Origin of the sequence: Spiroplasma endosymbiont of Poecilobothrus nobilitatus, assembly GCF_964030655.1 — a bacterium.
GTDB lineage: Bacteria > Bacillota_I > Bacilli_A > Mycoplasmatales > Mycoplasmataceae > Spiroplasma.
The window spans coordinates 37,838-63,906 of record NZ_OZ034915.1 but is presented as its reverse complement, the minus strand read 5'-3'; the positions used below and the strand labels follow the sequence as shown (position 1 = coordinate 63,906).

The 26,069-nt window shown below is 26.8% G+C and carries 21 protein-coding genes, 7 tRNA genes and 3 pseudogenes; 7 read left to right on the top strand and 24 right to left on the bottom strand.

Translation table 4 applies throughout. From position 1 onward, the window contains the following. Positions 1-96: 96 nt before the first annotated feature. Positions 97-900, top strand: a complete 804-nt coding sequence (locus tag AAHM76_RS00355; protein ID WP_342256178.1) for a phosphotransferase — start codon at positions 97-99, stop codon at positions 898-900. Here AAHM76_RS00355 and AAHM76_RS00350 read toward each other — a convergent pair. The 9 genes from AAHM76_RS00350 to AAHM76_RS00310 all read right to left on the bottom strand — a co-directional run bounded on the left by AAHM76_RS00350 (position 883) and on the right by AAHM76_RS00310 (position 3,347). Then, positions 883-1,476: a DxFTY motif-containing membrane protein gene (locus AAHM76_RS00350; RefSeq protein WP_342256177.1), complete on the bottom strand. Its 594-nt coding sequence runs from the start codon at positions 1,474-1,476 to the stop codon at positions 883-885. The genes AAHM76_RS00355 and AAHM76_RS00350 overlap by 18 nt on opposite strands. A 79-nt stretch (positions 1,477-1,555) precedes the next feature. Next, positions 1,556-1,629: transfer RNA gene (locus AAHM76_RS00345), tRNA-Gly, on the bottom strand. An 84-nt stretch (positions 1,630-1,713) separates the two neighbouring features. Beyond that, a tRNA-Leu gene (locus tag AAHM76_RS00340) sits at positions 1,714-1,800 on the bottom strand. A 16-nt stretch (positions 1,801-1,816) separates the two neighbouring features. Continuing rightward, a tRNA-Lys gene (locus AAHM76_RS00335) sits at positions 1,817-1,892 on the bottom strand. Positions 1,893-1,896: 4 nt separating this feature from the next. Then, a tRNA-Gln gene (locus AAHM76_RS00330) sits at positions 1,897-1,971 on the bottom strand. Positions 1,972-1,986: 15 nt separating this feature from the next. Next, positions 1,987-2,070: transfer RNA gene (locus AAHM76_RS00325), tRNA-Tyr, on the bottom strand. A 6-nt stretch (positions 2,071-2,076) separates the two neighbouring features. Further along, positions 2,077-2,152: transfer RNA gene (locus AAHM76_RS00320), tRNA-Thr, on the bottom strand. A 12-nt stretch (positions 2,153-2,164) separates the two neighbouring features. After that, positions 2,165-2,240 (bottom strand) — tRNA-Val (locus AAHM76_RS00315). 165 nt (positions 2,241-2,405) lie between these two features. Continuing rightward, positions 2,406-3,347 (bottom strand): hypothetical protein, encoded by a 942-nt coding sequence (locus tag AAHM76_RS00310; RefSeq protein ID WP_342256176.1) that lies wholly within the window; start codon positions 3,345-3,347, stop codon positions 2,406-2,408. A 142-nt stretch (positions 3,348-3,489) separates the two neighbouring features. Here AAHM76_RS00310 and AAHM76_RS08235 point away from each other — a divergent pair. From AAHM76_RS08235 to AAHM76_RS00295, 3 genes and pseudogenes are all read left to right on the top strand, one after another. Then, a pseudogene (locus tag AAHM76_RS08235) lies at positions 3,490-4,454 on the top strand (GMP reductase). Positions 4,455-4,551: 97 nt separating this feature from the next. Next, positions 4,552-4,731, top strand: a pseudogene (locus AAHM76_RS08230) (hypothetical protein); the annotation flags it as partial. 102 nt (positions 4,732-4,833) lie between these two features. Continuing rightward, positions 4,834-5,490, top strand: a complete 657-nt coding sequence (locus AAHM76_RS00295; RefSeq protein WP_342256174.1) for a transposase — start codon at positions 4,834-4,836, stop codon at positions 5,488-5,490. 139 nt (positions 5,491-5,629) lie between these two features. On the opposite strand, the gene rpsU is transcribed toward AAHM76_RS00295, so the two are convergent. After that, positions 5,630-5,794, bottom strand: a complete 165-nt coding sequence (rpsU, locus tag AAHM76_RS00290; RefSeq protein WP_004028656.1) for a 30S ribosomal protein S21 — start codon at positions 5,792-5,794, stop codon at positions 5,630-5,632. Positions 5,795-6,269: 475 nt separating this feature from the next. Then, the gene (locus tag AAHM76_RS00285) at positions 6,270-6,725 is read right to left on the bottom strand and encodes a hypothetical protein (RefSeq protein WP_342256173.1); all 456 of its coding nucleotides are present in this window, start codon (positions 6,723-6,725) and stop codon (positions 6,270-6,272) included. A 189-nt stretch (positions 6,726-6,914) separates the two neighbouring features. On the opposite strand from AAHM76_RS00285, the gene AAHM76_RS00280 reads away from it, so the two are divergent. Together AAHM76_RS00280 and AAHM76_RS00275 are read left to right on the top strand one after the other, a co-directional pair. Further along, a complete protein-coding gene (locus AAHM76_RS00280) occupies positions 6,915-7,160 on the top strand; it encodes a hypothetical protein (protein ID WP_342256172.1) in 246 nt (81 codons plus the stop codon). 166 nt (positions 7,161-7,326) lie between these two features. Further along, positions 7,327-7,503, top strand: coding sequence for a hypothetical protein (locus AAHM76_RS00275; RefSeq protein WP_342256171.1), 177 nt, complete (start codon positions 7,327-7,329; stop codon positions 7,501-7,503). On the opposite strand, the pseudogene AAHM76_RS00270 reads toward AAHM76_RS00275, so the two are convergent. Continuing rightward, positions 7,465-8,529 (bottom strand): annotated as a pseudogene (locus tag AAHM76_RS00270) (IS3 family transposase). The gene AAHM76_RS00275 and the pseudogene AAHM76_RS00270 sit on opposite strands and share 39 nt — an antisense overlap. A 238-nt stretch (positions 8,530-8,767) precedes the next feature. On the opposite strand from AAHM76_RS00270, the gene AAHM76_RS00265 reads away from it, so the two are divergent. Beyond that, complete coding sequence (locus tag AAHM76_RS00265) at positions 8,768-9,604, top strand: IS3 family transposase (RefSeq protein WP_342256813.1); 837 nt, start codon at positions 8,768-8,770, stop codon at positions 9,602-9,604. A 472-nt stretch (positions 9,605-10,076) separates the two neighbouring features. On the opposite strand, the gene AAHM76_RS00260 is transcribed toward AAHM76_RS00265, so the two are convergent. The 12 genes from AAHM76_RS00260 to prfA form a co-directional block, all read right to left on the bottom strand. Further along, the gene (locus AAHM76_RS00260; RefSeq protein WP_342256170.1) at positions 10,077-10,991 is read right to left on the bottom strand and encodes an ABC transporter permease; all 915 of its coding nucleotides are present in this window, start codon (positions 10,989-10,991) and stop codon (positions 10,077-10,079) included. Continuing rightward, complete coding sequence (locus AAHM76_RS00255) at positions 10,991-13,150, bottom strand: ABC transporter permease subunit (protein WP_342256169.1); 2,160 nt, start codon at positions 13,148-13,150, stop codon at positions 10,991-10,993. The genes AAHM76_RS00260 and AAHM76_RS00255 overlap by 1 nt, the downstream gene beginning before the upstream one ends. Then, a complete protein-coding gene (locus AAHM76_RS00250; RefSeq protein ID WP_342256168.1) occupies positions 13,134-14,699 on the bottom strand; it encodes an ABC transporter ATP-binding protein in 1,566 nt (521 codons plus the stop codon). Before AAHM76_RS00250 ends, AAHM76_RS00255 begins: the two co-directional genes overlap by 17 nt. A gap of 16 nt (positions 14,700-14,715) precedes the next feature. Next, positions 14,716-16,119: a BMP family ABC transporter substrate-binding protein gene (locus AAHM76_RS00245; protein WP_342256167.1), complete on the bottom strand. Its 1,404-nt coding sequence runs from the start codon at positions 16,117-16,119 to the stop codon at positions 14,716-14,718. A 266-nt stretch (positions 16,120-16,385) separates the two neighbouring features. Next, positions 16,386-19,325 (bottom strand): hypothetical protein, encoded by a 2,940-nt coding sequence (locus AAHM76_RS00240; RefSeq protein WP_342256166.1) that lies wholly within the window; start codon positions 19,323-19,325, stop codon positions 16,386-16,388. Positions 19,326-19,452: 127 nt separating this feature from the next. Next, on the bottom strand, positions 19,453-20,343 hold the full coding sequence (locus AAHM76_RS00235) for a hypothetical protein (RefSeq protein WP_342256165.1): 891 nt from the start codon (positions 20,341-20,343) through the stop codon (positions 19,453-19,455). Between the two features lie 289 nt (positions 20,344-20,632). Beyond that, the gene (locus tag AAHM76_RS00230) at positions 20,633-21,529 is read right to left on the bottom strand and encodes an IS1/IS1595 family N-terminal zinc-binding domain-containing protein (RefSeq protein WP_342256164.1); all 897 of its coding nucleotides are present in this window, start codon (positions 21,527-21,529) and stop codon (positions 20,633-20,635) included. A 204-nt stretch (positions 21,530-21,733) separates the two neighbouring features. Then, entirely contained in the window at positions 21,734-22,024 is a 291-nt protein-coding gene (locus AAHM76_RS00225) for a hypothetical protein (RefSeq protein WP_342256163.1), read from the bottom strand. 11 nt (positions 22,025-22,035) lie between these two features. Beyond that, positions 22,036-22,575 (bottom strand): L-threonylcarbamoyladenylate synthase, encoded by a 540-nt coding sequence (locus tag AAHM76_RS00220; RefSeq protein ID WP_342256162.1) that lies wholly within the window; start codon positions 22,573-22,575, stop codon positions 22,036-22,038. Between the two features lie 19 nt (positions 22,576-22,594). After that, positions 22,595-24,019 carry a polypeptide chain release factor methylase gene (locus tag AAHM76_RS00215; RefSeq protein ID WP_342256161.1) on the bottom strand — a complete coding sequence of 475 codons (1,425 nt, stop codon included), beginning with the start codon at positions 24,017-24,019 and terminating at the stop codon, positions 22,595-22,597. A gap of 35 nt (positions 24,020-24,054) precedes the next feature. Further along, positions 24,055-24,915 carry a peptide chain release factor N(5)-glutamine methyltransferase gene (gene prmC, locus AAHM76_RS00210; protein ID WP_342256160.1) on the bottom strand — a complete coding sequence of 287 codons (861 nt, stop codon included), beginning with the start codon at positions 24,913-24,915 and terminating at the stop codon, positions 24,055-24,057. Continuing rightward, the gene (gene prfA / locus AAHM76_RS00205; protein ID WP_342256159.1) at positions 24,915-25,991 is read right to left on the bottom strand and encodes a peptide chain release factor 1; all 1,077 of its coding nucleotides are present in this window, start codon (positions 25,989-25,991) and stop codon (positions 24,915-24,917) included. The genes prmC and prfA overlap by 1 nt, the downstream gene beginning before the upstream one ends. Positions 25,992-26,069 lie beyond the last annotated feature (78 nt).

Genomic DNA, 26,069 nt, shown 5'->3' with positions numbered 1-26,069 from the left:
TACTAGTAGCAATTCAAATTTCATCCATTTTTTATTTCCCCGCTTTTCTTAACTATATATATTGTATAATAAAATTAATAATATATAACATACAGAATGGAAGTCAGAAATATGATGAAATACCAAATTAAAACAAAATTAAATTTAGGTATTACTAACCAAAATTATCAAAGTATTGATAATCTTTTTATCCGTTATAGTAATCCTTTTACTAATTTATTCATTGATCATCAAAATGAAATTTTTGTTTTAGAACAAATTAAAAATGCCGATTTAACATTACCAATTGTAGATTATGGCTATTATGGTGAGCATTTCTTTTTGGTTACACCATACTACCCAACTTTGCAATCACTTAGTACGGTTAAACTTACAAACCAAGTCTTAAATCAAGTTGCTACAATAATTAAACAATTATGAGAAACTAAAATTAATTTAAATAATCAAATTAAAACATTTAATCCTGAGCAATTTTTAATAACATTAAAAACAGCAATTTGTAAACAATTGGTAAATTTAGCTCCATATGAAAAGAACCTTAATTATTTAAAATTGCAACCAACAGAACTTGTTTTATGCCACAATGACTTAAATAGTGGTAATTTAGTTTTTTTAAACCAAAAGCTTTACTTAATTGATTTTGAATATGCTATGCTAAATGATAAATTTTTTGATATTGCTTCATTTGTTTCTGAAACATTAACAGCAAAAGCTGAACAAACTTATTGATTTAATCTTTTTAATTTAACATCACAACAACAAGAAAAAGTAGTAGCATGAATGTATTACCAAAACATTCTATGAATTTACTGAGCTAATTACATGTATGAACAAACAAAACAAAAAATTTTCTTAAAAATTATTGATTTAAAATTAACTAATTTACAAAAAAATAATTAAGGTTCTTTTTTTTGTTACTGATGAATCGACTGGTGAATTATTGTTTTCTTTTTCATTGATAACTGGTGGTTCCGATTGTTTCTTACCTTTTTTTATTTGAAAATATCCACGAAGATTACGCATTCATACGGTCATAAATGTACCAACAAAAATAGCAATTAATAAAAAAAGAAATGATACTAAGCAACGATATAAAATCTTATCTCATCCTCATCAATATCCAGTTAAATAAATTCCATATAACATTCAAGATAATGCAATAGTATAGGTAAACTGGTCGGCTTGATGAAAATGAAAATAAAAGCCTAAACAAGTTAATAAAAAAACACTAAAAACCATTGTTAAACCAAAACCAATTCCAATACCAACATCATAATGGTAGGCAAAACTTAAGTCAGGAGAAGTTAAAAAAAACAATAATAAAAATGGCCCTACTGCTTCAATGATTAAAAATAAAAAACTTTTTCAAAATACTGTGCGTGAAGCATGAAATTCTAAATCATGTTGCATTTCTGGTGGTAAATGTTTTCAATTACTAGTAGACTCTTTTTTATTATCATTTTTAATGGCTTTCATAACAATCACTAACTCCTCTTTTGCCCCGTGCCTTTTTATTTTAACATAAAAAAAATTGTTAAACTAACAATTAATATCATGGAGCAAGTGAAGGGAATCGAACCCTCACAGCCAGCTTGGAAGGCTGAAGTTCTACCATTAAACTACACTTGCATTTTAATTTTAAATTTTATACTAAACTACAGTAATATATAACCACTTTCTTAACATAATGTCAATTTTTTTAAATAAAATAAATGGTACCCGAGACCGGACTTGAACCGGTACAGTTGTAAAACCGACGGATTTTAAGTCCGTTGCGTCTACCTATTCCGCCACTCGGGCATATATTTTTTATAAATGGTCTCCTGTAAAGGACTTGAACCTTTGACCCACTGGTTAAAAGCCAGTTGCTCTACCGGCTGAGCTAACAGGAGACAATGGCTGGGCTAGCTGGATTTGAACCAGCGCATGAAGGAGTCAAAGTCCTTTGCCTTACCGCTTGGCTATAGCCCAAAATATGCATAAAGATGGTGGAGGGGGAGGGATTCGAACCCCCGAACCCGAAGGAGCTGAGTTACAGTCAGATGTGTTTGGCCACTTCACTACCCCTCCAAAGAATGGTGCTGGCTAGAAGAATCGAACTCCCAACCTACTGATTACAAGTCAGTTGCTCTACCTATTGAGCTAAGCCAGCAGGAATCATTAATGGTCTGGTGTAACGGACTTGAACCGCTGACCACCCGCTTGTAAGGCAGGCGCTCTCCCAACTGAGCTAACACCCGATGACACAATGTAAGTATTGTGTTGAAACCTTTTTAATTTTATATAAAACAATAATTTTTGTCAATTAAAATATTATTAATTTTATTTTTTAAAGAATATTATATTATCTAAAATAACTAATAAAAATGGATTTTAATGTTATAAAATCCATTTTAAAACTCTTATTAATAACGACGTTGCATATGTTCAGATGCTTTATATTGTGGAATGTTAATCATATAACCATCTTCACGACGTCATAATCCTTTAATTACTTTTGTAATTAGATAAATCATAAAGATTGTTCCAATTAATGTTGCAGTAAAGTTTAAAATATTAGCAAAAATTGCTAGTCCATTTTGTCCTTTTTGGAAAATACGGCCAAATGCTTCAATTAGTTTTAATAACGCTGTAATAATTTGGATCACTAACATTATTGTTACTAAAATAGTATAAACAGTTGAAACGAAACGTAATCATTTTCCATAAGAAGCTTCAGCCATCATATTAGCAACAACTTTATTACTATAAAAGCCAGGGACAAAAATTAAACTTAAAACACTAACAGCAGATAAAACTCCCATCATAATGGCAAAATTTTGTTTTGAGTCTCCAACTCAAGTTTTATCTGTTGCCTTGTTATAAAAAATCATAATTGCAACAATACTAGCAAGAGCTGATACTAATCAAGCAGTTCCTAAATAAATGACAATAACAACGCGAGAATTTTTTGTTGCTTTAACATCAGTATCTGGTAATCATGTTAATGCAAATGGTGCAAAAAAACCACCAATTGATAACGATAATATGGCTAAACTTCATTTGTTTGCACATAATTCGGCATCAGTACTGCTAATTGCATAACGAATCAATCCAATATTACAAATTATTGTTGTAAAAAATGAAAAAATCACTACTAGTAAAAGTATAACTTTAACACTTGTTAAATCAGCATATGAATTCATTAATCAAGTATTTGCAGCGTTGATATCACCGGGAAAAGTTCCATTGTTATATCGGCCTAAATAATAAAAGTAAGCCCCTCCTGCTATTGCCATCCCCGCAATACCCATAACACTTGACAACACAATTCAAAATCTAGTAAAACCAAAATTTCTTGTCATCATTTGTATAATCACTATTCCTTTCTACAATTACATAATTAATTATATGCCGGTTTTAATATGATTACAAGATATTTTTTTATTCTTTTTTAAAAAGAAAGCTCGTGTTTTTCCCCTTATTTTCTTTATACGACCAATTAAAAAAATGAAATCATTTTATTATGAAGACATTCAATTAATTCCAGAATTATGTGTTGTTAATTCTCGAAAAGAATGTGATACAACCGTTAAATTAGGAAAACATACTTTTAATTTACCTGTCGCACCTTCAAATATGGCAACGGTAGTGAATGAAGAATTATGTGAAAAATTAGCAGAAAAAAATTATTTTTACATCATGCATCGTTTTAACGTAGATCAAGTTAAGTTTATTAAACATATGAAAAGTAAAAACTTGGTTACATCAATTTCAGTTGGTGTTAAACCAGATGATTTTGCATTAATTGAAACATTAAAAAAAGAACAATTAGTACCTGACTATATCACAATTGATATTGCTCACGGTCATGCTTTTAGTGTAAAAAAATGATTGAACATATTTGCAGCCATTTAGGTCATGAAACATTTATTATTGTAGGTAATGTCGGAAAACCAAAAGCTGTTCGTGATTTAGAACAATGAGGCGCTGATGCAACAAAAGTTGGCATTGGGCCCGGAAAAGTCTGTATTACTAAATTAAAGACTGGTTTTGGTAATGGTAGATGACAATTATCGGCTGTTAAATGATGTAGTAAAGGTAGTTAAAAACCAATTATTGCAGATGGTGGATTACGAGTTAATGGTGATATTGCGAAATCAATTCGAATGGGTGCAACAATGTGCATGATTGGTAGTTTATTTGCTGCTCACCAATAATCACCTGGGAAACAAGTTAAAAATAATGGTATTAAATATAAAGAATATTTTGGATCAGCAAGTGAATATAATAAAGGTGAAAAACGTTATGTTGAAGTTAAAAAAGAGTTAATTGAAATTCGTGGCAGCATTTTTGAAACATTACGTGAAATGACAGAAGATTTGCAATCATTAATTTCATATGCTGGTGGTAAAGATCTTTCGGCCATTAAAAAAGTTTATTATGTAATTTTAAAAGATAGTAATTTTCTTTAATTTTGTAGAAAACTCTTGATATTTATAAAATATACCTAAAATTAGGTATATTTTTAATATAAGAGGTGAATAATTAATGGAAAAAATAATTGAATAATTAATAAATAGTTTAACAGATGATCAATTTTTAGAATTTCATGAAAAAGTCAAAAAAGAAGCAGAATTAATTAAAAAACAAAAACGCTTAAATGAAATTGATCAAAAATTTAGGGATAAAGGTATTAAATGTCCTAATTGTCAATCTTTTTATTGTGTTAAAAATGGTCATAATCCTGAAGGAAAACAAAAATATTTATGCAAAAAATGTCGTGCTAGTTTTGATGCTTTTCGTGATCATTTTACGTATTGAAGTCATTTAAATTATGAACAGTTAAATTTATTGATTCAAATTTCATTATTAGGCCAATCTAGTAAAATGATTTCCCACTTTATTAAAACATCACCGAAAAACGCTTGATATAATCGCCAAAAAATAATGAAATCAAAACAATTAGAAAACACCCAATTAAAATTTAAAACGTTAAATGGCCAAATTCAAATCGATGAAACATTTATTAAAGAAATCCACAAAGGTAATTTTAAAGATAAATTTGATAAAAGAAAAATTCATCTTGATTCATTTTCAACCAACACTAAATGTTGTATTCAAATGGCTGTTGATAGCAATAATAATATTTATGTTAAATCAACCAACACAAAACGATTACAAAAACAGTGAATTATTGAAAATATTAATAAACAATTAATCAAAGAAAATTCAATTATTATTTCTGACATGCAACCATTATATTTATTAGTAGCAAAACAAACAAATTCTATTTTATTAGCAACTAAAACTAGTACAAATCCTGATGCTAGTTATCGGAAGTTAAATAAAATTAGTAAATTACAATCAAATCTTAAAGAATCCTTAATTCATTATCATGGCTTAGGTTTCACGAACATTCAAAATTATTTAAATCTCTGAAAATGAAAATACCAGCATAAAGGTTTAACGCCAAACCAAAAATCATCGGTATTATATTTTAACGTATAAAAAAGTTAAATAACAATATTAAAAGTTTATATAATTTTCTTTTAAAGTTATCATATTGATGATTTTTTTTATTTCATCAAGAGTTTTCTACAAAATTAAAAGTAATTTTTAAAAAAATCCCATTTAAAATGGGATTTTTTTAACGAAAACTACGTGATTGTTCTTGTTTATAACGTCTTTTTTCTTTTTTGCTCATTCAGTGTTCACGTTTTCGGGCTTCTTTTCTTTTAACTGAAGAAACCTTGTTAAATCGTTTTAACGCTTTGTCTAGCGGTTCTCCTGCTTTGACAACAACAGTAGCCATAATATTTCAACTCCTAAAACTATATAAATTAACAATATTATCTTATCACACTTTTTTTAACAAAACAAACTTTTCGGGCGAGTAAATTTTTTACGGGTTTTATAAAAACAATAAAAAAATATCCTTAATTTATTGAACTAAATAACATTTAAAAACAAAAACCCGTATCTTTTTTATTCACCCAACTTTTCTGATTTTATGTATGCATAAAATTAAAATATTTATTAGAATATAAATATTTTAATTAATTTCTCTAAATTTCATATCATAACTTAAACTTAATACCATATTTTTATTCTTTTTTAACCTTTGTTAAAATTTCATAATTATTATTCCCGATTGTTAACTTTTTTTGGACAACTGTTTTAATTTTTTGCGATAAAAAAAGAAATCCTGCCATTGCTTTCTCATAATCTGTTATAACAACTTCTGAAAAAAGACCTTTTTCAAGGCAAAGTGCTTTTATTTTATATGATTATCATATCCTTTGACATAAATTTGGAATTAATGTTATTAAATCTGAAACAGGTAACATTACATTAAAATTATAATTAAGATATTGTTGAAAGATATTTTGACAATTAATCCAACCATAATTTAATTTAAAAAGATCTTTTGTACTACGCTGGTAAATTATCGTTGTTCTGCTTTTAACATCAACATAAAAATCATTTATTTGAACTAATAAACCATAATGTTGCTTAATTGTTATTCATTTTAATTTAGGAAAATCAGTCATAATTGCTATTCGCTCAGGAACACTACAAACAAAATTTTGAACAAGCGAAATATGATTTGTACTAAAATCTAATTCTAAATTATTTAAATAAATTAATAAGCTTTTTAAATTAATTAATTTATTATGTTCAATTAAAAGAGTTTTAACAATATTTAAATTTCCTTCCATTTGTTCTTGTGTAAAATTTCCCATTCATAAATAATATAATGTATCCAAATCATTGTATACTGTAAAACTAAACCATAAAAAGTTAATAGAATTATAACAAATTAAAAATAAAATACAATAAAAAAGTAAAAAATAGTTTTTTGAACACCCAAAATAAAATAGACACATAAAAAATAGGATTGTGTCATAATTTTATTGAAAGGTGTTTTTATTATGGGAGGAAAATGATTTACAAAAGAAGAAAAATTAAATATTCTAAAATATTATTGAGAATATGGGTGGTCAAAAACTTTTAAAAAATTTAACATTGCAGATCCAACATTAATTAGATGAAAAAGAGAACTTGTTATTAAAGGAGATGCTGCTTTAGAACCAGGAAATGGGGAACAATCTAAAGGAATTCGTAGATCAGGTCGACCAAAAAAATTGATTTTAATGCAATGACAAAAGAAGAATTAATTCAATACATTAAAATTGTTGAAGTGGATAGGCTACAATTATTAGGACCATAATTATATAGACTTCAAAATTAGATAAAATTATTAAGAAAGAAAGAATATAAAAATGGGAAATAAAACTTCATACTCTGAATAATTTAAAAAACAAATTGTCATGCTATATAAAAATGGTCAAAAGTGTTATTAATCTAGGGCAAGAATATAATTTACCAAAACCAACTATTTATAGTTGAGTTAAAAATTATAATAATTCTGGTTCATTTAAAGCAAAAGACATGGAATGGCAACACTTTTTAGGACACTTTTTATATAGACATTTGTTTTCTAAAAGTAACTGGAGATAAATAATTTAAACTGCCATGAATTCGAATATTGTTATATCAATGCACAAAATCAAAAAGTTCGTATTTTAATTGTGTTAAATTTTTAAATTTTTTACCCTTAATAAATTCAGTTTTAAAAGTTTTGTAAGTTGTTTCAGCCACAGCATTATCATAAGGGCAGCCTTTATTGCTTAATGATCTTTTAATATTAAAAGTTATTAAAATTTCATCAATGATTTTATTTTTAAACTCATTACCACGATCAGTATGAAATAGAGTTATTTGATTTAATGGTCGTGTTATTTTATGAAAAGCTTGTTGGACCAGTTCGGCTGTTTTATTCGGCCCAGCACTATAACCAATTATTTCACGATTAAACAAGTCAATTAATAAAAAAATATAATGTCATTTAGCGCCAACTTTAACATATGTTAAATCACTAACAATAACTTCATTAGGTTTTTTGTTGTTAAATTGACGATTTAAAATATTATTAATTTGGTAATTATTGACTGTTGTTTTATGATTATGATATTTTAATTTGGTGTATTTAGAAACCAAATTATTTTTGATCATAAAGAATCTGATTTTTCGCCGCGATAAGATGATATCTTTTCTGTTTAAAATAACTTTAATTTTGCGAGCCCCATAAATTTTGCGACTTTTATTAAAGGCACTGATAATTTCTTGTTCATAATTATTAACTCGCTTGTTAATACATTTATTAGTTTGATAATAATACGTTAATTTTGATAAACCCAAAATCTTACATATTTTTCTTACTGAATATTTTGTTTTGTTGTTATTAATTATTGTTATTTTTTGGCCATTATCAGTGCGGCTTGCTTTAAAATGTCATTTTCCATTTTCAAGTCTTTAAGTTCTTTTCGTAAAGTTATTATTTCATTTTCTTCTAGTGTGCGATTGTCTTTTGCTTTAAATGAACCAGAATTATTATAATTTTTAACTCAACTATAAATAGTTGGTTTTGGTAAATTATATTCTTACCCTAGATTAATAACACTTTTGACCATTTTTATATAGCATGACAATTTGTTTTTTAAATTATTCAGAGTATGAAGTTTTATTTCCCATTTTTATATTCTTTCTTTCTTAATAATTTTATCTAATTTTGAAGTCTATATAATTATGGTCCTAATAATTGTAGCCTATCCAACAATCGCACACTATAAGAAAATGAAATAATAACTTTACGAAAAGAACTTAAAGACTTGAAAATTGAAAATGACATTTTAAAGCAAGCCGCACTGATAATGGCCAAAAAATAACAATAATTAATAACAACAAAACAAAATATTCAGTAAGAAAAATATGTAAGATTTTGGGTTTATCAAAATTAACGTATTATTATCAAACTAATAAATGTATTAACAAGCGAGTTAATAATTATGAACAAGAAATTATCAGTGCCTTTAATAAAAGTCGCAAAATTTATGGGGCTCGCAAAATTAAAGTTATTTTAAACAGAAAAGATATCATCTTATCGCGGCGAAAAATCAGATTCTTTATGATCAAAAATAATTTGGTTTCTAAATACACCAAATTAAAATATCATAATCATAAAACAACAGTCAATAATGACCAAATTAATAATATTTTAAATCGTCAATTTAACAACAAAAAACCTAATGAAGTTATTGTTAGTGATTTAACATATGTTAAAGTTGGCGCTAAATGACATTATATTTTTTTATTAATTGACTTGTTTAATCGTGAAATAATTGGTTATAGTGCTGGGCCGAATAAAACAGCCGAACTGGTCCAACAAGCTTTTCATAAAATAACACGACCATTAAATCAAATAACTCTATTTCATACTGATCGTGGTAATGAGTTTAAAAATAAAATCATTGATGAAATTTTAATAACTTTTAATATTAAAAGATCATTAAGCAATAAAGGCTGCCCTTATGATAATGCTGTGGCTGAAACAACTTACAAAACTTTTAAAACTGAATTTATTAAGGGTAAAAAATTTAAAAATTTAACACAATTAAAATACGAACTTTTTTATTTTGTGCATTGATATAACAATATTCGAATTCATGGCAGTTTAAATTATTTATCTCCAGTTACTTTTAGAAAACAAATGTCTATATAAAAAGTGTCCTAAAAAGTGTTGCCATTCCAAATATTTCTTTAAATTCATTTTGAAATTTTTTTAATCCTAAATTAATCTGCGTATTTGAACGGTCAAGAACAACTGACTGGTTATGTTGATTAACTAAAACATAAAATTGATTTAATTATGGAAATTCGTTTGAATTTTTGATATTTCCATTGCTATCATAATTTGTTATCTTATTACTAACATCACTGGCAATTTTTTTCAAATCAACATATCATTTTGTAAATTTGAATTAGTATAATTAGTATCACGATATTTTATCATTCGACAACTTGTAATTTTGCTAGTTATCCCAATGGCAAATAATCCGACAACACTAAAAATAATGAATAGTTTTTTCATAAATAGTTTTTTCCCCTTATTTTTTACAGAATATATCCTCAGAATACATTAATTATAGAAAAAAATAAGAAAATGTAAATAAAAAAACCAATATCGGTTGTTTTTATCGTAATGACTTATCAAATGGAATTCCGGATGCTTTTGGTACTTTTGAATATTTTGAGAAAATAACCATTGTTATTAATGCAAAGACAAATGGTAAAATTTTTAATAACTGATTTGATGGATCAGCAATATTTCAGCCCGCAAAACGTCATAATGTTCCTGCTAAAGCAATTAAAAAACTAAATAAGACTGCTCCCAATGTAATATATTGAATTCGTCATTGCCCAAAAATCATAATTGCCAAGGCAATATATCCTTGTCCTTGGACATCACCACGAAATTGCCCAGAAACATAATGAGTAAACATTGCCCCCGCTAGCCCTGCTAAGCATCCAGAAATAATAACTGCCTTATATCTTGTTTTAATTACATTAATTCCAGCTGCATCAACTGCATTATGATTCTCACCACATCCAACATAGCGCAGTCCTGTTTTTGTAAATCTAAAGAAAATAAAGGTAAAACCCGCTAAAGCAATTGCAATAATTAAGAAAATATTAATAATTTGATATGAATCAATCCCAATTGTACTAAAACCTGTTTGAATCATATTTCCAGCCGCTAAGGAAGGAATGCTTACAAAAAATAATCCGATTCCAGTTGCTAATAAATTTAACGCCGTTCCAGAAATTACTTGTTGTGCTTTTAAAGTAATTGAAGCAAAACCATGTAATAAGGAAAATGTCCCACCACAAATTGTGGCAATTAATAAAGCAATAATTTGCATTCCATTACCATATTCTGATAATACTTTACCAAGCAACGCATAAACTAACGCACCAATGATCATCATTCCATCAATAGCAATATTAACAACTCCTGCGCGTTCTGAATACAAACTAGCCATTGCCGCAATTAATAATACTGCAAAAAGAATTGAACCATTAGCAAATAATTGTGAAACTGCTTCCATTATTTTTTTCCTCCTTTTTGCATTTGAAAAGCGGCATTTTGACGATGATATTCTGCTTTTAAAATTTTATTATCTTCTGAAACAACTTTTCGAATATGCTTTAATTTTTGATTTAATTCCTTTTTCCAGTGTGGCATCTCTCTTTTATGTTTTTTACGCATAGATTGATATTCAAGATTAAATTGTTGTTTCATCTCTTTTAATTGCAGTTTTAAATTTTGTTTTAACATGGCCACTTCCTGTTGAATCTTAACATCTGCTTTTACTTGTCTATTAATTATTCTTAATTCCCGTTTAATTTTTTTCTCACTTTGATAATTTGCTATTTTAAATTGATACATTTCACGATGTTGTTGGCATTTTAATGTTTTAATTTCTTGATTTAATTTTTTAGTAATCAGTGTTTCTTCTCTTTGCAATCTTTTAAAATCATTTCCATATTTTTGTTGAATTTGATTAAAAACAGGATAATAACTTTCACGTAATTTTTTAATAGTTTCCTCTTGCTTTAGCACTAAATAACCATATTGCGACTGTAAATGTGATAATTTATCATACAATTCTTTTTTTGGCAAATTATAAAACTGTAATAATTCTTGTTTTGCTCGCCCTTTTACTTTTCATACTGCTTGATAATAATTATTTTTTAAAAAACTAATTTCTTGTTTTTTTAATAAATATTCATTTTTCACTTGCACAAAATGGTCTAATTCCGAACCAAGGGCAATAAATGTTGCTAATTTATATTTTGTTTTAAGACCACGTTGTCCAATTTTTGTTGCTTCCTTATATTTTAAATTTTCAAAAAAAATAATTTCTGTTTTTAAAGTGGTAATTTTCCCAGCATATAAAGTTAATTGATCATTAATTTCATTCCGATATGCTTTAATTTCTTCTTTAGTTACTTGTTTTTTTAATTCTTGCATTTTAATTCGATACATTTTATTCGTATTTTTAATTTGTTTTTGATAGTCCTTAATTTGTTTTTGATATTTATTATATTCTTGCTTTCATTCTACATTGTGTTGAATATTTCATCAACGACGCAATCAAAAGATTGGTTTAAAGTAAATAAATAATGTAGAAATTGCAGACATATAAATAATAATTCCGAAAATCAATTGTCCCATTTGTTTTGACATTTGAAAATCAGGTAATTGCGTTGCTTGCAAAGCAGCTGTTTTAATAATTCCTCATAATAAAGCAATTGGTAAAATAGCAAACCCATTTGTAAAAGCAACTAATGCAACAGTAATTGCATCAAAACCGACAACTGGTAATGCATCGGTTGTAAATTGTAATACTGTTGATTGTGTCATATAATATAACATTCCTAACACGCCTGCTAAAGCACCTGATAATGCCATTGAAACAATAGTATATGCTTTAACATTTGTTCCAGCGTATAAAGAAGCATTTTTTGATTTTCCAGCCGCTTTAATTCGAAAACCTAAAACATTATAATTCATAATAAAAATAATTATTCCTAATAATAACATTGCAATAATAAACGGAATAATTCATAATTGCCCATTCAATACTAAATTAAAATTTGGGGCTGTTGTAACAATATCAATTGTTGAATTTTGATTTGAATTTCACATCCCATGCGCTGGATTCATAAACATTCATTTCATAACATACCAAACAATTCAATTTAGCATAATTGTTGAAACAACTTCATGAATATTAAAATAAGCTTTTAATGCTCCAGCAATTGCTGCTAACACTGCACCAACAAGAATTGAAATAAATAAAGCTCCAATTACGCCAGCACCTTGACTAATTGTTGGATTCTTTAAACCTAAAACAATTGTCATACTACCCGCTAATAACATTTGTCCAGGAACACCAATATTAAATAATCCGGCTTTAAAACCAACCGCAACAGATAATCCCGCAACAATATAAATTGCTCAATAAGTTAATGTCGAATCTTTTAATAATGGGTGAAAAGCTAGTTGAAAAACATAACTAAAAAATAATAATGGATCTGATGCATTTGCACCGATAATAATAAAACTAAGAAGAACTCCTGCAATAATTGCACAAATAGATGCATTAAAATAATCCATTTTAGTTTTAAATTCATTTGAACGAAAGAAAATTCTTGTTTTTTGTTTTAATAATCATCCATAATTTTTAATTTGTGTTTGCATTAATTTTTATTCCTTTCTTATGATATCTTCCTGCCATCATTAAGCCAATTTCTTCACGTTTAACTTTATTGCCAGTAACTTCACCAGTAATGCGCCCATTATGTAAAACAACAATTCGATCAGCTAAACTCATAATTTCTTCTAATTCATATGAAACTAATAAGACTGCTTTCCCTTGTACTTTTTCTTCCAAAATTTTATTATGAATATATTCAATTGCTCCAACATCCAAGCCCCTTGTTGGTTGGACAACAACTAAAATATTATGTTGTCGTGATAGTTCTCGCCCAATAACTAATTTTTGCTGATTACCTCCTGATAAGCTACGTGTAACAGCAAATCCAGAATTTGCACCGCGTACATCATATTTATTAACAATTTGTTGAGCATATAATTGAATTGCTCCTTTATCTAATAAACCATAATTTGAAAATGGTTTTTGATTAATATTTTGTAAAACAACATTATCAATTACATTAAATTCTAAGATTAAACCATATTTATGACGATCTTCAGGAATATGAGACATTCCATTTTGATAGCGTTCATAAATACTTTTTTTGGTCACATTAATATCATTAAAAATTATTTCCCCAGAGGCTCCTTTTTCTAATCCGGTTAAAACATTTACTAATTCAGTCTGCCCATTTCCTTCTACTCCAGCAATTGCAACAATTTCTCCTGCATGAACGGTTAAATTAAAATCATCTAAAGCCATCAAACGCGTTAGGCCTCTTTTCTTTACTGATAAGTTTTCAATTCTTAATAAAACTTCTTCTCGTGGTTCTTGCCCTGAATTTTTAATTTCAACTAAATTACGGCCAACCATTGCTTCAGCAATTTCTTTCTCATTTTTATCTTGCACATTAAAAGTTTCAACAACTTTTCCACGTCGAATAACTGTTGCCCGATCAGCAATTTTTTTCACCTCATCTAATTTATGGGAAATAAAAATAATCGTTTTCCCATCTTTTTTTAAATCTAACATAATATTTAATAAGCCTTCAATTTCTTGTGGCGTTAAAACAGCTGTTGGTTCATCAAAAACTAAAATATCTGCTCCACGGTATAAAATTTTTAAAATTTCAACTCGTTGTTGCATTCCAACTGAAATATTTGCAATTTTTGAACCAAAATCAACTTGCAGATTATATTTAATTGCAATTTGAGCAATATCACGAGCTTCTTTTGGACGATCTAAAAATACTTTCCCTTTTAACTGTTCATATCCTAATGTAATATTATCAAGTACAGTAAAAATATCAACTAATTTAAAATGTTGATGAACCATACCGATTCCTAATTGATTTGCTTTAATAGGATTATTAATATATTCTGGTTTTCCATTAATAATGATTTCTCCCTTTGTTGGTTCATACAAACCAAATAAAATACTCATTAATGTTGATTTTCCTGCTCCATTTTCTCCAATTAAAGCATGAATTTCACCTTTTTTAACTTTTAAGGTAATATCATTATTTGTAATTAAATCACCAAAGACCTTGGTAATATTGTTCATTTCTATTACATATTCATTATTGTTTTTCATATTATGTCCTTTCCTTCTATTGCAAAGCGGCTTCAATTGCATTTAAAATATAAGTTTTCAATGTATCACTATTTTGATAAGTATTTGATAATGTTGTTGTAAATACCTTTGCTGCTGCAGGAGGGACATCACCAATTCCTCGGGAATAAACATCTTGTAATACTTTAATAATTTTATCAAATGCTGTATCCTTTGTTAAATCATCAGTTTTATTATGAATAAAATTAACAGTATCTTCATTAATTGACTTTGTTGTTTCAATCCCTGTCCAAGTTGGATGCTGAATTGATGATTGGTCAGTATTAATTCAACATTCCGGCGTCACTTGATTATTGTCTCAAGTATTATTATTAGATGAATAACCACATTTATCTGAATAAATATTCTTGAGAGCTTCTTGAGTTGAAGTTGCAATTTCTTTTAAGACACTTGTTACGATTATGTCTTCTCCATAAATTTTAGATTGTTCTGTATCCACACCAATAACTTTAGCTGGTGATTTATTATATTTAATTCGACCAATAGTATCTTGGGTCTGTGGACCTGCAACAGGGAAAATAATACTTGCTCCACGAGAAAGTAATTCATCTGAAATATCTTTCCCATGTCCAATTTCAAATGATTGTGAAAATCATGATTCATTATTTTTTATAACATTTTGTACTTTTTCAATTTTTTGTAAAGCAGTTATTGCTGGATTCATTTTTTGAACTTGTGCTAAAAGATCTGTTCTAATGTTAAATAAGTTTGGAAAATTGCTGTTACTAATGATTGCATTAAAAATATCAGCAGCCGCTAAAAATCCTCACATATAATTTGAAACAGCGCCAGGATTATCCATTCCACCATATGTAGATATTTTTAAACCTGAACGATATTTGCTTTGATTAGCATTTAATCATAATGATGTTGCAATTCCTGCAAAAAATCCCGATGATTCAGCTTCATAACTTATTCCAACAACATTTGTTGCTAATGGTTTTTTGGGATCCATTCCTAAATGAATATTTTGGCTACTTCCATCAATATAAATTAAATTATCAACTATTTCTGCACCTCATCCAACTGTATTACCGTGAACAAAACCTGGTAAAATTAATGTTTTTGTTCTAGCAATATATGCTGTTAAATAAGCCGTTTTAAAGTCAGATGGTGTTTGACTTGCTGGTTCATAATAACTAGCTCGATGGTGACTTTTTTTTCACTCTGATGGTAAAATTTCTTTATCCTTTTGTGAAATGACATATTTACTTGCTCCATCTCATGCTGATTCATTAAACGATGCATCGGTAACAATACCAGCATCGGTAATAACTCAAATATTACTATCAAAATAATATTTTTTGGCACATGCAACAAGAAAAAAACTCGAACCATTTAGCAAAGTTGCTGCTACAAAAACACTGAGCAATTTTCTCATTGTTTATTTCCTCCCGTTTACTACTAATAAATTATATTTCTTAATTAATTATTATTCGGCAATTGAATATTTCCTTTCATACTTAAATTACTATTTTTAATGCCCTAACAATGTAATATCTCATTGCTAATTTATTTTTAACATATTTTTAAACGAATGAAAAGAAAAAAAATTACTTTCTAAATAAAAAAAGTTAAATTTAATCAACCTAAATTTAACTTTTTTAATAAAATTATTTATAATATTAACCAATAAAATAATAATTTTTATTTGTTATTCTTTTTACAAAATGGACAATTTGTTTCAAAAGGAATATCTTGTTTAGTATATTTGGAAATATTATGTAAATTAAGGTGATTATAATCAGCAAATTGATTATTATTTGTTCTTATTTCTTCTTGAGATGAACTACTATTTTTAGTTCGATAATAATTGACCAAACCATATGAACTTTCACTCGAGTTAGCAACGCCATATGTGTTAGAATACCCTTTTTTATTATATAAATTATAACGTGTTGATACTAAATTAATATCACTAATTTGAGGATAAAACTGATCAATTGGTACAACACTGTGATGTTTAATATGTTTTTTAGTTTCAACATCGTTAATTTTTTTTGCAAAATCAGCTGATTTTACTTCTAACGATTCAACTTTTAAAGTTAAAGTTTTTAAGTGATTTTGTACTTCTCCTAATGTTTTTGTGTGTGTTGTGTGTAAGTTAATTGAATCTTTAATTAATTCTTCAATCTTTTCAAAACGACATTCAAAATCATTTGAAATAACTTGTTGTAATGGTGGTTCTTCTACAAATGGTGTTTCCTTAATTGGTTCTGGCTTTTCCTGATTAAAGTATTCAATTACTTCATCATCTAAATTTGAAAAATCACCATTCATAATTTTATCATCTAATTCATCTAAACTATATGACACTTCGTCTTTTAAAATTGGTCTAATTTCTGATTGCAACGATTTATTTGTTTCATTTGCAACAATATCATGTAATAATTGGTCTTGATGATCTTCTACTTTATTTTTATTTGATTCATCTGCCTTAACTTCTAATTCATTTGTTCCTTTAACATCTGTTGCAAATATTTCTGCAGGTGCACTATCTTCTGTTTCTGTTAAAATAGTATTTTCTTTTTCATTCATTGGAATATTAAAAATATCTGTTCCCACATTGTTTGGTTCTGTTGTATCTAGTGGTTCAGGAGTTAATTCTAAATTAATTGCATCATTTTTTACCTCATGTTCGGGTTTTACTTCATTATTTCTTAAGATTTCATCTTCAACTAGCGCTGCCATATTGTTTTCTATTTGTTCTACTGTTTGTTGTTCAACTGATAGGTCTGAAAGCTCATTGTTTTCAGAAAATTGTATTTCATCATCATAATTATCTTCATTTGCAACTGAATCAATTTCATCAAGATGCCCAGCTTGTGAATCATCTAACCCCGCTAGTTCAGCAAAAGGGTAATCATAATTATCTGGAACATTATCTGTTTTTGTTTCTTCATCATCTGATGTTTTAATATCAGGTAATAATTCTCCTTTTAATTTATCAATATTATGATCAGATGGAATAAATATAATTTCTGTCCGTTGTGATTCTTGGTTCACTAGTTTAATATTGTTGTTCATAATTTCTATCTCTTTTTTTGTTTTATCATTATCTACAACATTATTAAAAGTATTAATTTCTAAACTAATATTTTCTGATGATTCATTAATGTTGTCATTCAAGACATTATCAATTACATTATTATCTGTTGCTAAAATTTGATCATTAAGAAAATCAACTGTGGCTTGTGAATTATTACTAAATATTTCAGCAATACGCATTAATTTTAATTCATGCTCTGGTCCTAACTTTAATTTTATTACTAATCCATTTGCTTGTTTAGCAAGAACATTATAAATTTTAGCTTTCTTTTTAATGAATTTAGCTTTTACTTCTGCTATTTCCACTTCTTCTTCTATCATTTGTTTAATATTAAGTGCTTGTTGATGCATTTCACTTCATTTATTATAAAGTTTTTTTTGTTTTCTTATCATTGGTTTCTCTGATGTTCATGATGAATTCAAAAATTCATCATCTAAAAAAGAAAAATTTGGTTTTTCATCTTCTGCTTCATTAAAATCAGCATTTTCGTTTACAGCGCTTGTTTTATCAGAAAAACCTTTAATATCAGCATTAAACTTATAATCAGCATTTGGTTTTGCATCCAAGAATGGAGCAGGAATTTCCTCAACTGGTTCATTTTGTGGAGCATCATTTGATGAGTTTTGATCTTCTAATTGGTATAATCCCAAGTTTGATTTTTCTTGTTGCTTAACTTCATTAACAACTGGTGGTTTTGATAATTTTTTCGATTCACTTTGTTTTAAATCAGTTTCCGTTGTATTTGATTTTGTTTCAAAAACCGCTGGTTTCTGCGGATTTTTCATAGTTTGTGTCATATCATTAATTAAATTTGCTAATTCATGTTCATCAACATCATTTTTATTAGAATTAAATAAATTATTTAATTTATTTGATGAAAAAATTGAATTTGATTTTTGATGAGATAATTTTTTACTATCATCCTCTCTTGCGTAATCATTGTTTTTGAAATCTCTTTCGGTTTCTCCGATCCCTGCGATAGTCGCGTCAACTCCCAAAGTTGCGCTTACATGATACTTTCCCTCTTTTTTTACCTCTCTTTCAAGTTTTTTATCTTGGTGGTAAATAACAATCATATTTCGTTCTTCAACAAAATTTTGCAAATACTCAACATCAAATAATGATGATTCAATGAACAATAAACCAATAAACATTAATGCTGCTAATATTAATACTGCTACTTTTCCATAAATTAATGCCGCAATAATTAATGTAACAAATATCATTTTAATATATGGTTTTGCAATTAATTGTCCTTTTTTAACACGATGCAGTTGAACTGATACTAGTGTAATAACAAATAATGCAACAAAAATTGTTAAAGCAATAATTGTGTATCCTCAAATATCTCCTGTTAAATAACTTAAAATTTGTTCTTGTTTAAAAATTGATGTTTGAAAAATATCATTCATTGAATTTAAAAATAATGGAAGCGCAACAGATTGTATTACCAAAAAGTTTAAAATAGCAGTAAAAATTTGAACTATCGCTCCAATTATAATTAGACTTCACCCTAATGTTACTAAAAACACAAACATTTTAATTATCCTCTTCTATCTACTTTCCACCGCGCATAGCTCAATAATCAAAGCCAATTGTTTCATCATCCTCATCTTCTGTTTCAACAGAAGCAAAATCTGACATTGGATGATAAGAATCAACTGCTTATTTTGTTGGTTCTTTAGTAACGACATTATCATTCTCATTTTTAATAATATATCGTTTGTTATAAGAACTAACTTCATGCGCAACCAATTGGTCTGTTGCATAATTGCCATACATCTGTTTAACATAAGTTTCAATTAAAAGTGGATTTAATCCAGCAATAAATTTAAACTGTAAAATTCCTTTAAAAATAGCTTGTACTAAGCTAAATATTTGTTTAAATTTGACATATCCCACTAAATCAATATTATTAAAAATTACTACAATATTTTCTGTGATGTCATAAGCACGTAAAATTTCTTCAAATTCTCTTCTAATATAATCTAATGGATCATCAAATTCTAACTCATTAACAATTACAATTGAATTAGAATCATTAACTTGTTCTAATGATTCACTTTGTTTTAAAGTTCGTACAAATAATTTAACACGATATCATAAAACTTTTTTATCTTCTAAACTAACTTTTGGTAGTCCTTTAATAATTTTTTTAAGTAAAAATAAAAATGGTGAAACATATAACTCAATACGTAATAAATCGATATTAACAAGCGGCATTGAAAAAAATGAAGTAGCAATTTCAGACATTGAATCACAATTTTCTTTATCCATAACTGCTAAGAAAAATTGCATTTCGTTATTTTTTTCTTTAAAAATTTTCATTAAATCACGAATAATTTCAAAACTTGATAATGTAATTCCATCAATCTTAAGTTCATCAGTTTTAATATTATGATTATTATTCTTTAGAAAGTCTCCTGTCAGTTCCCTATCTTCATTGTTTCCTTGTAATAAATTTATATTTCGGTCATTACCTTTCATATTTATTGTATTTGTTTCATCAGTATTTAATTTTAAATTTTTTATTCTTTCGAATGGATTGATGTACATCGTGTAGTCCTCCTGCTTCGTTTATTTATAGTTAAATTATATCATATTTCTAAAAAAAATTAGGGTGAATAAAAAAGATGCGGGTTTTTGTTTTTAAATGTTATTTAGTTCAATAAATTAAGGATATTTTTTTATTGTTTTTATAAAACCCGTAAAAAATTTACTCGCCCAAAAATTATAAAAAATTGTTTTAATTTTGTAGAAAACTCTTGATGAAATAAAAAAAATAATCAATATGATAACTTTAAAAGAAAATTATATAAACTTTTAATATTGTTATTTAACTTTTTTATACGTTAAAATATAATACCGATGATTGTTGGTTTGGCGTTAAACCTTTATGCTGGTATTTTCATTTTCAGAGATTTAAATAATTTTGAATGTTCGTGAAACATAAGCCATGATAATGAATTAAGGATTCTTTAAGATTTGATTGTAATTTACTAATTTTATTTAACTTCCGATAACTAGCATCAGGATTTGCACTAGTTTTAGTTGCTAATAAAATAGAATTTGTTTGTTTTGCTACTAATAAATATAATGGTTGCATGTCAGAAATAATAATTGAATTTTCTTTGATTAATTGTTTATTAATATTTTCAATAATTTGCTGTTTTTTTAATCGTTTTGTGTTGGTTGAAAATGAATCAAGATGAATTTTTCTTTTATCAAATTTATCTTTAAAATTACCTTTGTGGATTTCTTTAATAAATGTTTCATCGATTTGAATTTGGCCATTTAACGTTTTAAATTTTAATTGGGTGTTTTCTAATTGTTTTGATTTCATTATTTTTTGGCGATTATATCAAGCGGTTTTCGGTGATGTTTTAATAAAGCGGGAAATCATTTTACTAGATTGGCCTAATAATGAAATTTGAATCAATAAATTTCACTGTTCATAATTTAAATGACTTCAATACGTAAAATGATCACGAAAAGCATCAAAACTAGCACGACATTTTTTGCATAAATATTTTTGTTTTCCTTCAGGATTATGGCCATTTTTAACACAATAAAAAGATTGACAATTAGGACATTTAATACCTTTATCCCTAAATTTTTGGTCAATTTCATTTAAGCGTTTTTGTTTTTTAATTAATTCTGCTTCTTTTTTGACTTTTTCATGAAATTCTAAAAATTGATCATCTGTTAAACTATTTATTAATTTTTCAATTATTTTTTCCATTAATTATTCACCTTTTATATTAAGAATATACCTAATTTTAGGTATATTTTATAAATATCAAGAGTTTTCTACAAAATTAAAGAAAAATTGCATTATGAAATGCAATTTGGTATGATATTATTCTTTCATAAAATTAACTATTGTGTTCTTTCTTTAAATCAGCAAGTTCTTGTTCTAATTGTTTAATTCTTTCTTCCTTGTTTTCTAATGGTGGATTGCTGCCATCATCATCTTTTTTTTACGATAGTCCCTCATTATTTTTCTTGCCCCAATTCGAAGATTATCTTTATTCATAAAAAAGAAATGTCCCATAAAGTAGCCAATAACTCAGACACCTAAAAATAAGATTGTAATTAAGAAAGCAACAGTATACTTTTCTTGGTTAATAATAAATAAAACAGTAAAAATACATGTTAACAAAATTAAGATACATAAAACAACAACATTAATAATTCGATATCATGATCATTGTTTTTTATTTATTTTTTTTGCCATTTTTTACCTCCTTATCTAATAAATTCTTTTGTTAAAGAATTATAAATCTTTGAAGGAAGATTATCTAAATAACCAGCGTCAACAATAATATCAACATTAAATTTTTGAAGATCATTAAATTCTTTAGCATAATTTTGACCGCTAATATTTACACTTGTCCCATAAATTGGCCCAACCTTATTAATAATTTTTTTTAATCATTTTGATTTTGTAATTCTAATCCCAATTGTATTATCTTCTGTAATGTTATAAAGCTTATTAATATCATCTTTTATGTTATCTATTATAGTAATAGTTTCATTCTTTTTAAAGAGTTTTAAATCATCACGTGGCAAGTCAATAAAATTCTTCGCCATACTAACTGAACTAACAATAACTGATAAATACATTTTTTCTGATCGTCCTTTAACTTTAAAAATTCTCGCTTTTGCTACTGGTGAGCTAATAATACACGTCATTCCATAAATAGTATCTGTTGGAACAATAATAACTTTTTCTGCTAAATAACCAGCAATAATCTCTTTGCATTCTTTTACAGTATATACTTTCATATATAATTATCCTCCTTTCTTATGAACTCTTTGAATTTGATTTAATTTGTTCATTGCTAATATGATTACTTTTAATTTTTGAAATATGTGAAAGAACAATAATTGATAAAACAGTAATGAAAGCAGATAATAGAATACCACTTGCTAATAATTCATTTCCTTGTAGTCAAAAGTAATCTAAATGTGTTGTTTTAAAAAGTGGTTTCATTACTTTTTCTTTAAAATTATCACTTTGACTATTTCAATAATCAACTGCTTTTGTTAATTCATATTGAGAAACCAGAAACATTACTAGTGAAGTCCCAGTTACAATTAAAAAACTAACATAAAAACTAATAAAACCTTTTTTAGTTAAATTTGGTTTTTTCAATATTACAAAGGTAAATGCAAATAACATTGAAATAATTAAAGAAGAAGAAACAATTGGTACAACACTAATAAAAATTCCTGACCCTGGCATATTCATTGTCATCTTAAAATAATCAATATTTGGCTGATCCAAAATACTAGTTGTATTTGATATAATAGCATTAATTGTTAATTGTGGATAAAAGTAAGAAAATAAAAAAAACCGGTTTGCATCAGTAAAACTACTACCAATAATAATTGTATAAACAAATTGTGGAATAAAAACCATACTTGAAAAAAAAACGACTCATAGTGAAATATTAAATTCATTTGGAATTAAATATAAACTAATAAACTTTTTAAGACGACTTTGATTAAATGTATCTTTTAAAACAAATAATTCTTCTTTTTTAGTTGGATTAATATTATCATTTAATAATCATTCTAATTTAAAACTAACTTTCAACATAATAAAAATAATAAAAATCATTTGTAATCCTGTAATTCATCAAATAGAATTAAGGCCAATTCATGTTAATGGATATTTATTGTTTGTTCCAGGTCCTGTTGCTAAATTAATTAATGCTTTAACAATTGCATCTCGATTTGGAATATCTTTATGAATCATATCTTGAATATTTTTAACAAACTCAGGTCCAGTATAACCACCTCTTAAAGAACGACATCACTCTGTAAATAAATCATAATAATATTCTGCAAGCGAAAATAATAAACAAACACTAAATAAAAAAGAGATAATAAAAACTGTTCCAATTAACAACATTCTATTATTAAAATTAATTGTTCGTTTTTGATGATGAATGTAAAAAACACTGCTAATAATGGCACCCGCTAATGTTACTAACGCAATATATGGCAAACCAAAGATTAAAAACTCATTTGGTAGATTAAGTGTTGTAAATGTTGCTAACACATCCTTAGGTACTGTTGCAATAAAATTAAAGTATTTTTTTAAAAGTTGATCACTATGTGATACATATATAAAAGTAAAATATGGGACCATAATAAATAGAACTAATAAAAAAGCAATACTAATAATGCGAGTTCTTTTAATATTTTTAAGTTTATCTTCCATATTTTGCACCTCACACTTAAGTTTCTTTTATTTTACTACAAAATATTAATAAATAACATTCTTCATTTTTTATTTATATCTTTTTGAAAATAATATTTCTGATTTGGAAAATATTCTTTTACTAATTTTTCTAAATCTTTTTTTTGGTCATAACCATGTTCAAAACATAAAATGCCATTTTTTTTAACAACCTTCTGTCAATTTTTAAAAATTTCTCGATAAAAATATAGGCCATCAGTATCACCAAACAAAGCGACATGCGGTTCATAATTTTTAACACGATGACTAATATTTTGATTCTTTGGAATATAAGGTGGATTACAAACTAGAAGATCAGCTTTAATCTTATTTTTAATAAATGGTTCTAGCATATCACCTTCCAATAATTTAACATTTTTGCAATTTAACTGCTTAATATTTCTTTTTGCTACTTTTAATTCTTCAGTTGAAATATCACTAGCATAAATTGTTAAATTTGGATTTTCTAAGCCTAAACTAATTGCAATTGCTCCGCTCCCAGTTCCAATATCAATTAAAGTTAATGGTTTATCACCATTATTAAGCAATATTTCATCAATTATAATATTAATATTATCAACTAATTCTTCTGTTTCATATCGAGGAATTAAGACATTATAATCAACATAAAAATCATATCCATAAAAATTTTGTAAATTAGTAATATGTTGGATTGGTTTTCCATTACGATATGCCATTAACTGTTGTCAATAATCATCAATCTTAAAATTAATTCTATCATTTTGAATTGCATATAATTTTGCTAACGAAGTTTTCATAAAAAATGCTATTAAAATTTTAATATCGGCAAGATAATTAGCATTATTCGAGTCTTTCAAATAATCTTCTGACTTTTGAATTAATTCATTAACTGTCATTAATTTCCTTCCATTTTCAATCTTTGTTCTTCATTAATTAATGCTACTAAAATTTCGTCTAAATTACCTTCCATAATTTGGTCTAATTTTTGTAGTGTTAAATTAATACGATGATCAGTAACCCGATTCTGAGGGTAATTATATGTTCGAATTTTTTCGCTCCGGTCACCTGTTCCTACTGCATCTTTTATTAATGTTCGACGCTCTTCATTAATTTTACGTTGTTGTTCTTCATATAATTTACTTCGTAAATGTTGCATTGCTAATGCCTTATTATCATGTTGACTACGGCCATCTTGGGAAGTTACAACAACTCCTGTTGGTAAATGAGTAATTCGAACAGCTGAATCAGTTGTATTAACATGTTGCCCCCCCGCTCCTGAAGCACGGTAAGTATCAATTTTTAAATCAGCAGTTTTAATTTCAAAATCAAATTCTTCAATTTCTGGTAAAACAGCGACGGTTGCTGTTGATGTATGTACTCGACCTTTACTTTCTGTTTTTGGAATTCGTTGAACACGATGTGCTCCTGACTCAAATTTCATTTTTGAATAAACACGATCTCCTTTAACCATAAACGAAATTGTAGAAAAGCCACCTGCTTCTGATTCATTTGCTTCAATTAATTTTACTTTTCAATGTTGTTGTTCTGCATATTTTATATACATTCGATATAAATCACCAGCAAAAATGTTTCCTTCATCGCCACCTGCTGCTCCACGAATTTCAAAAATAACATTCTTATCATCATTAGGATCTTTTGGCAATAACATTACTTTTAATTCTGCTGTAAGTTGTTCTTTTCTTATTTCCGAGGTTTTTAATTCTTCTTTTGCTAATTCAATTAACTCATAATCTTTTTCTGTCTCTAAAATTAATTTTGCTTCATTAATATTATTTAAAACATTTTTATAATTTAAGTATAAAGCAACGGTTTCCTCTAATTGTGCTTGTTCTTTTGATAAGCTAGTTAACTTTTTTACATCATTAACTATTTCTGGTTTCGTTAATTCTTCATTAATTAAATTTCACCGCTTTAACATCGTTTGTAATCGTTCAATTGTTTTTTGATTCATTTGCTTAACCTCTTTTTTTAGACACTTAACAATTATAATATATTTTAAATAATAATGATTAATTTAATTTTTTAATTT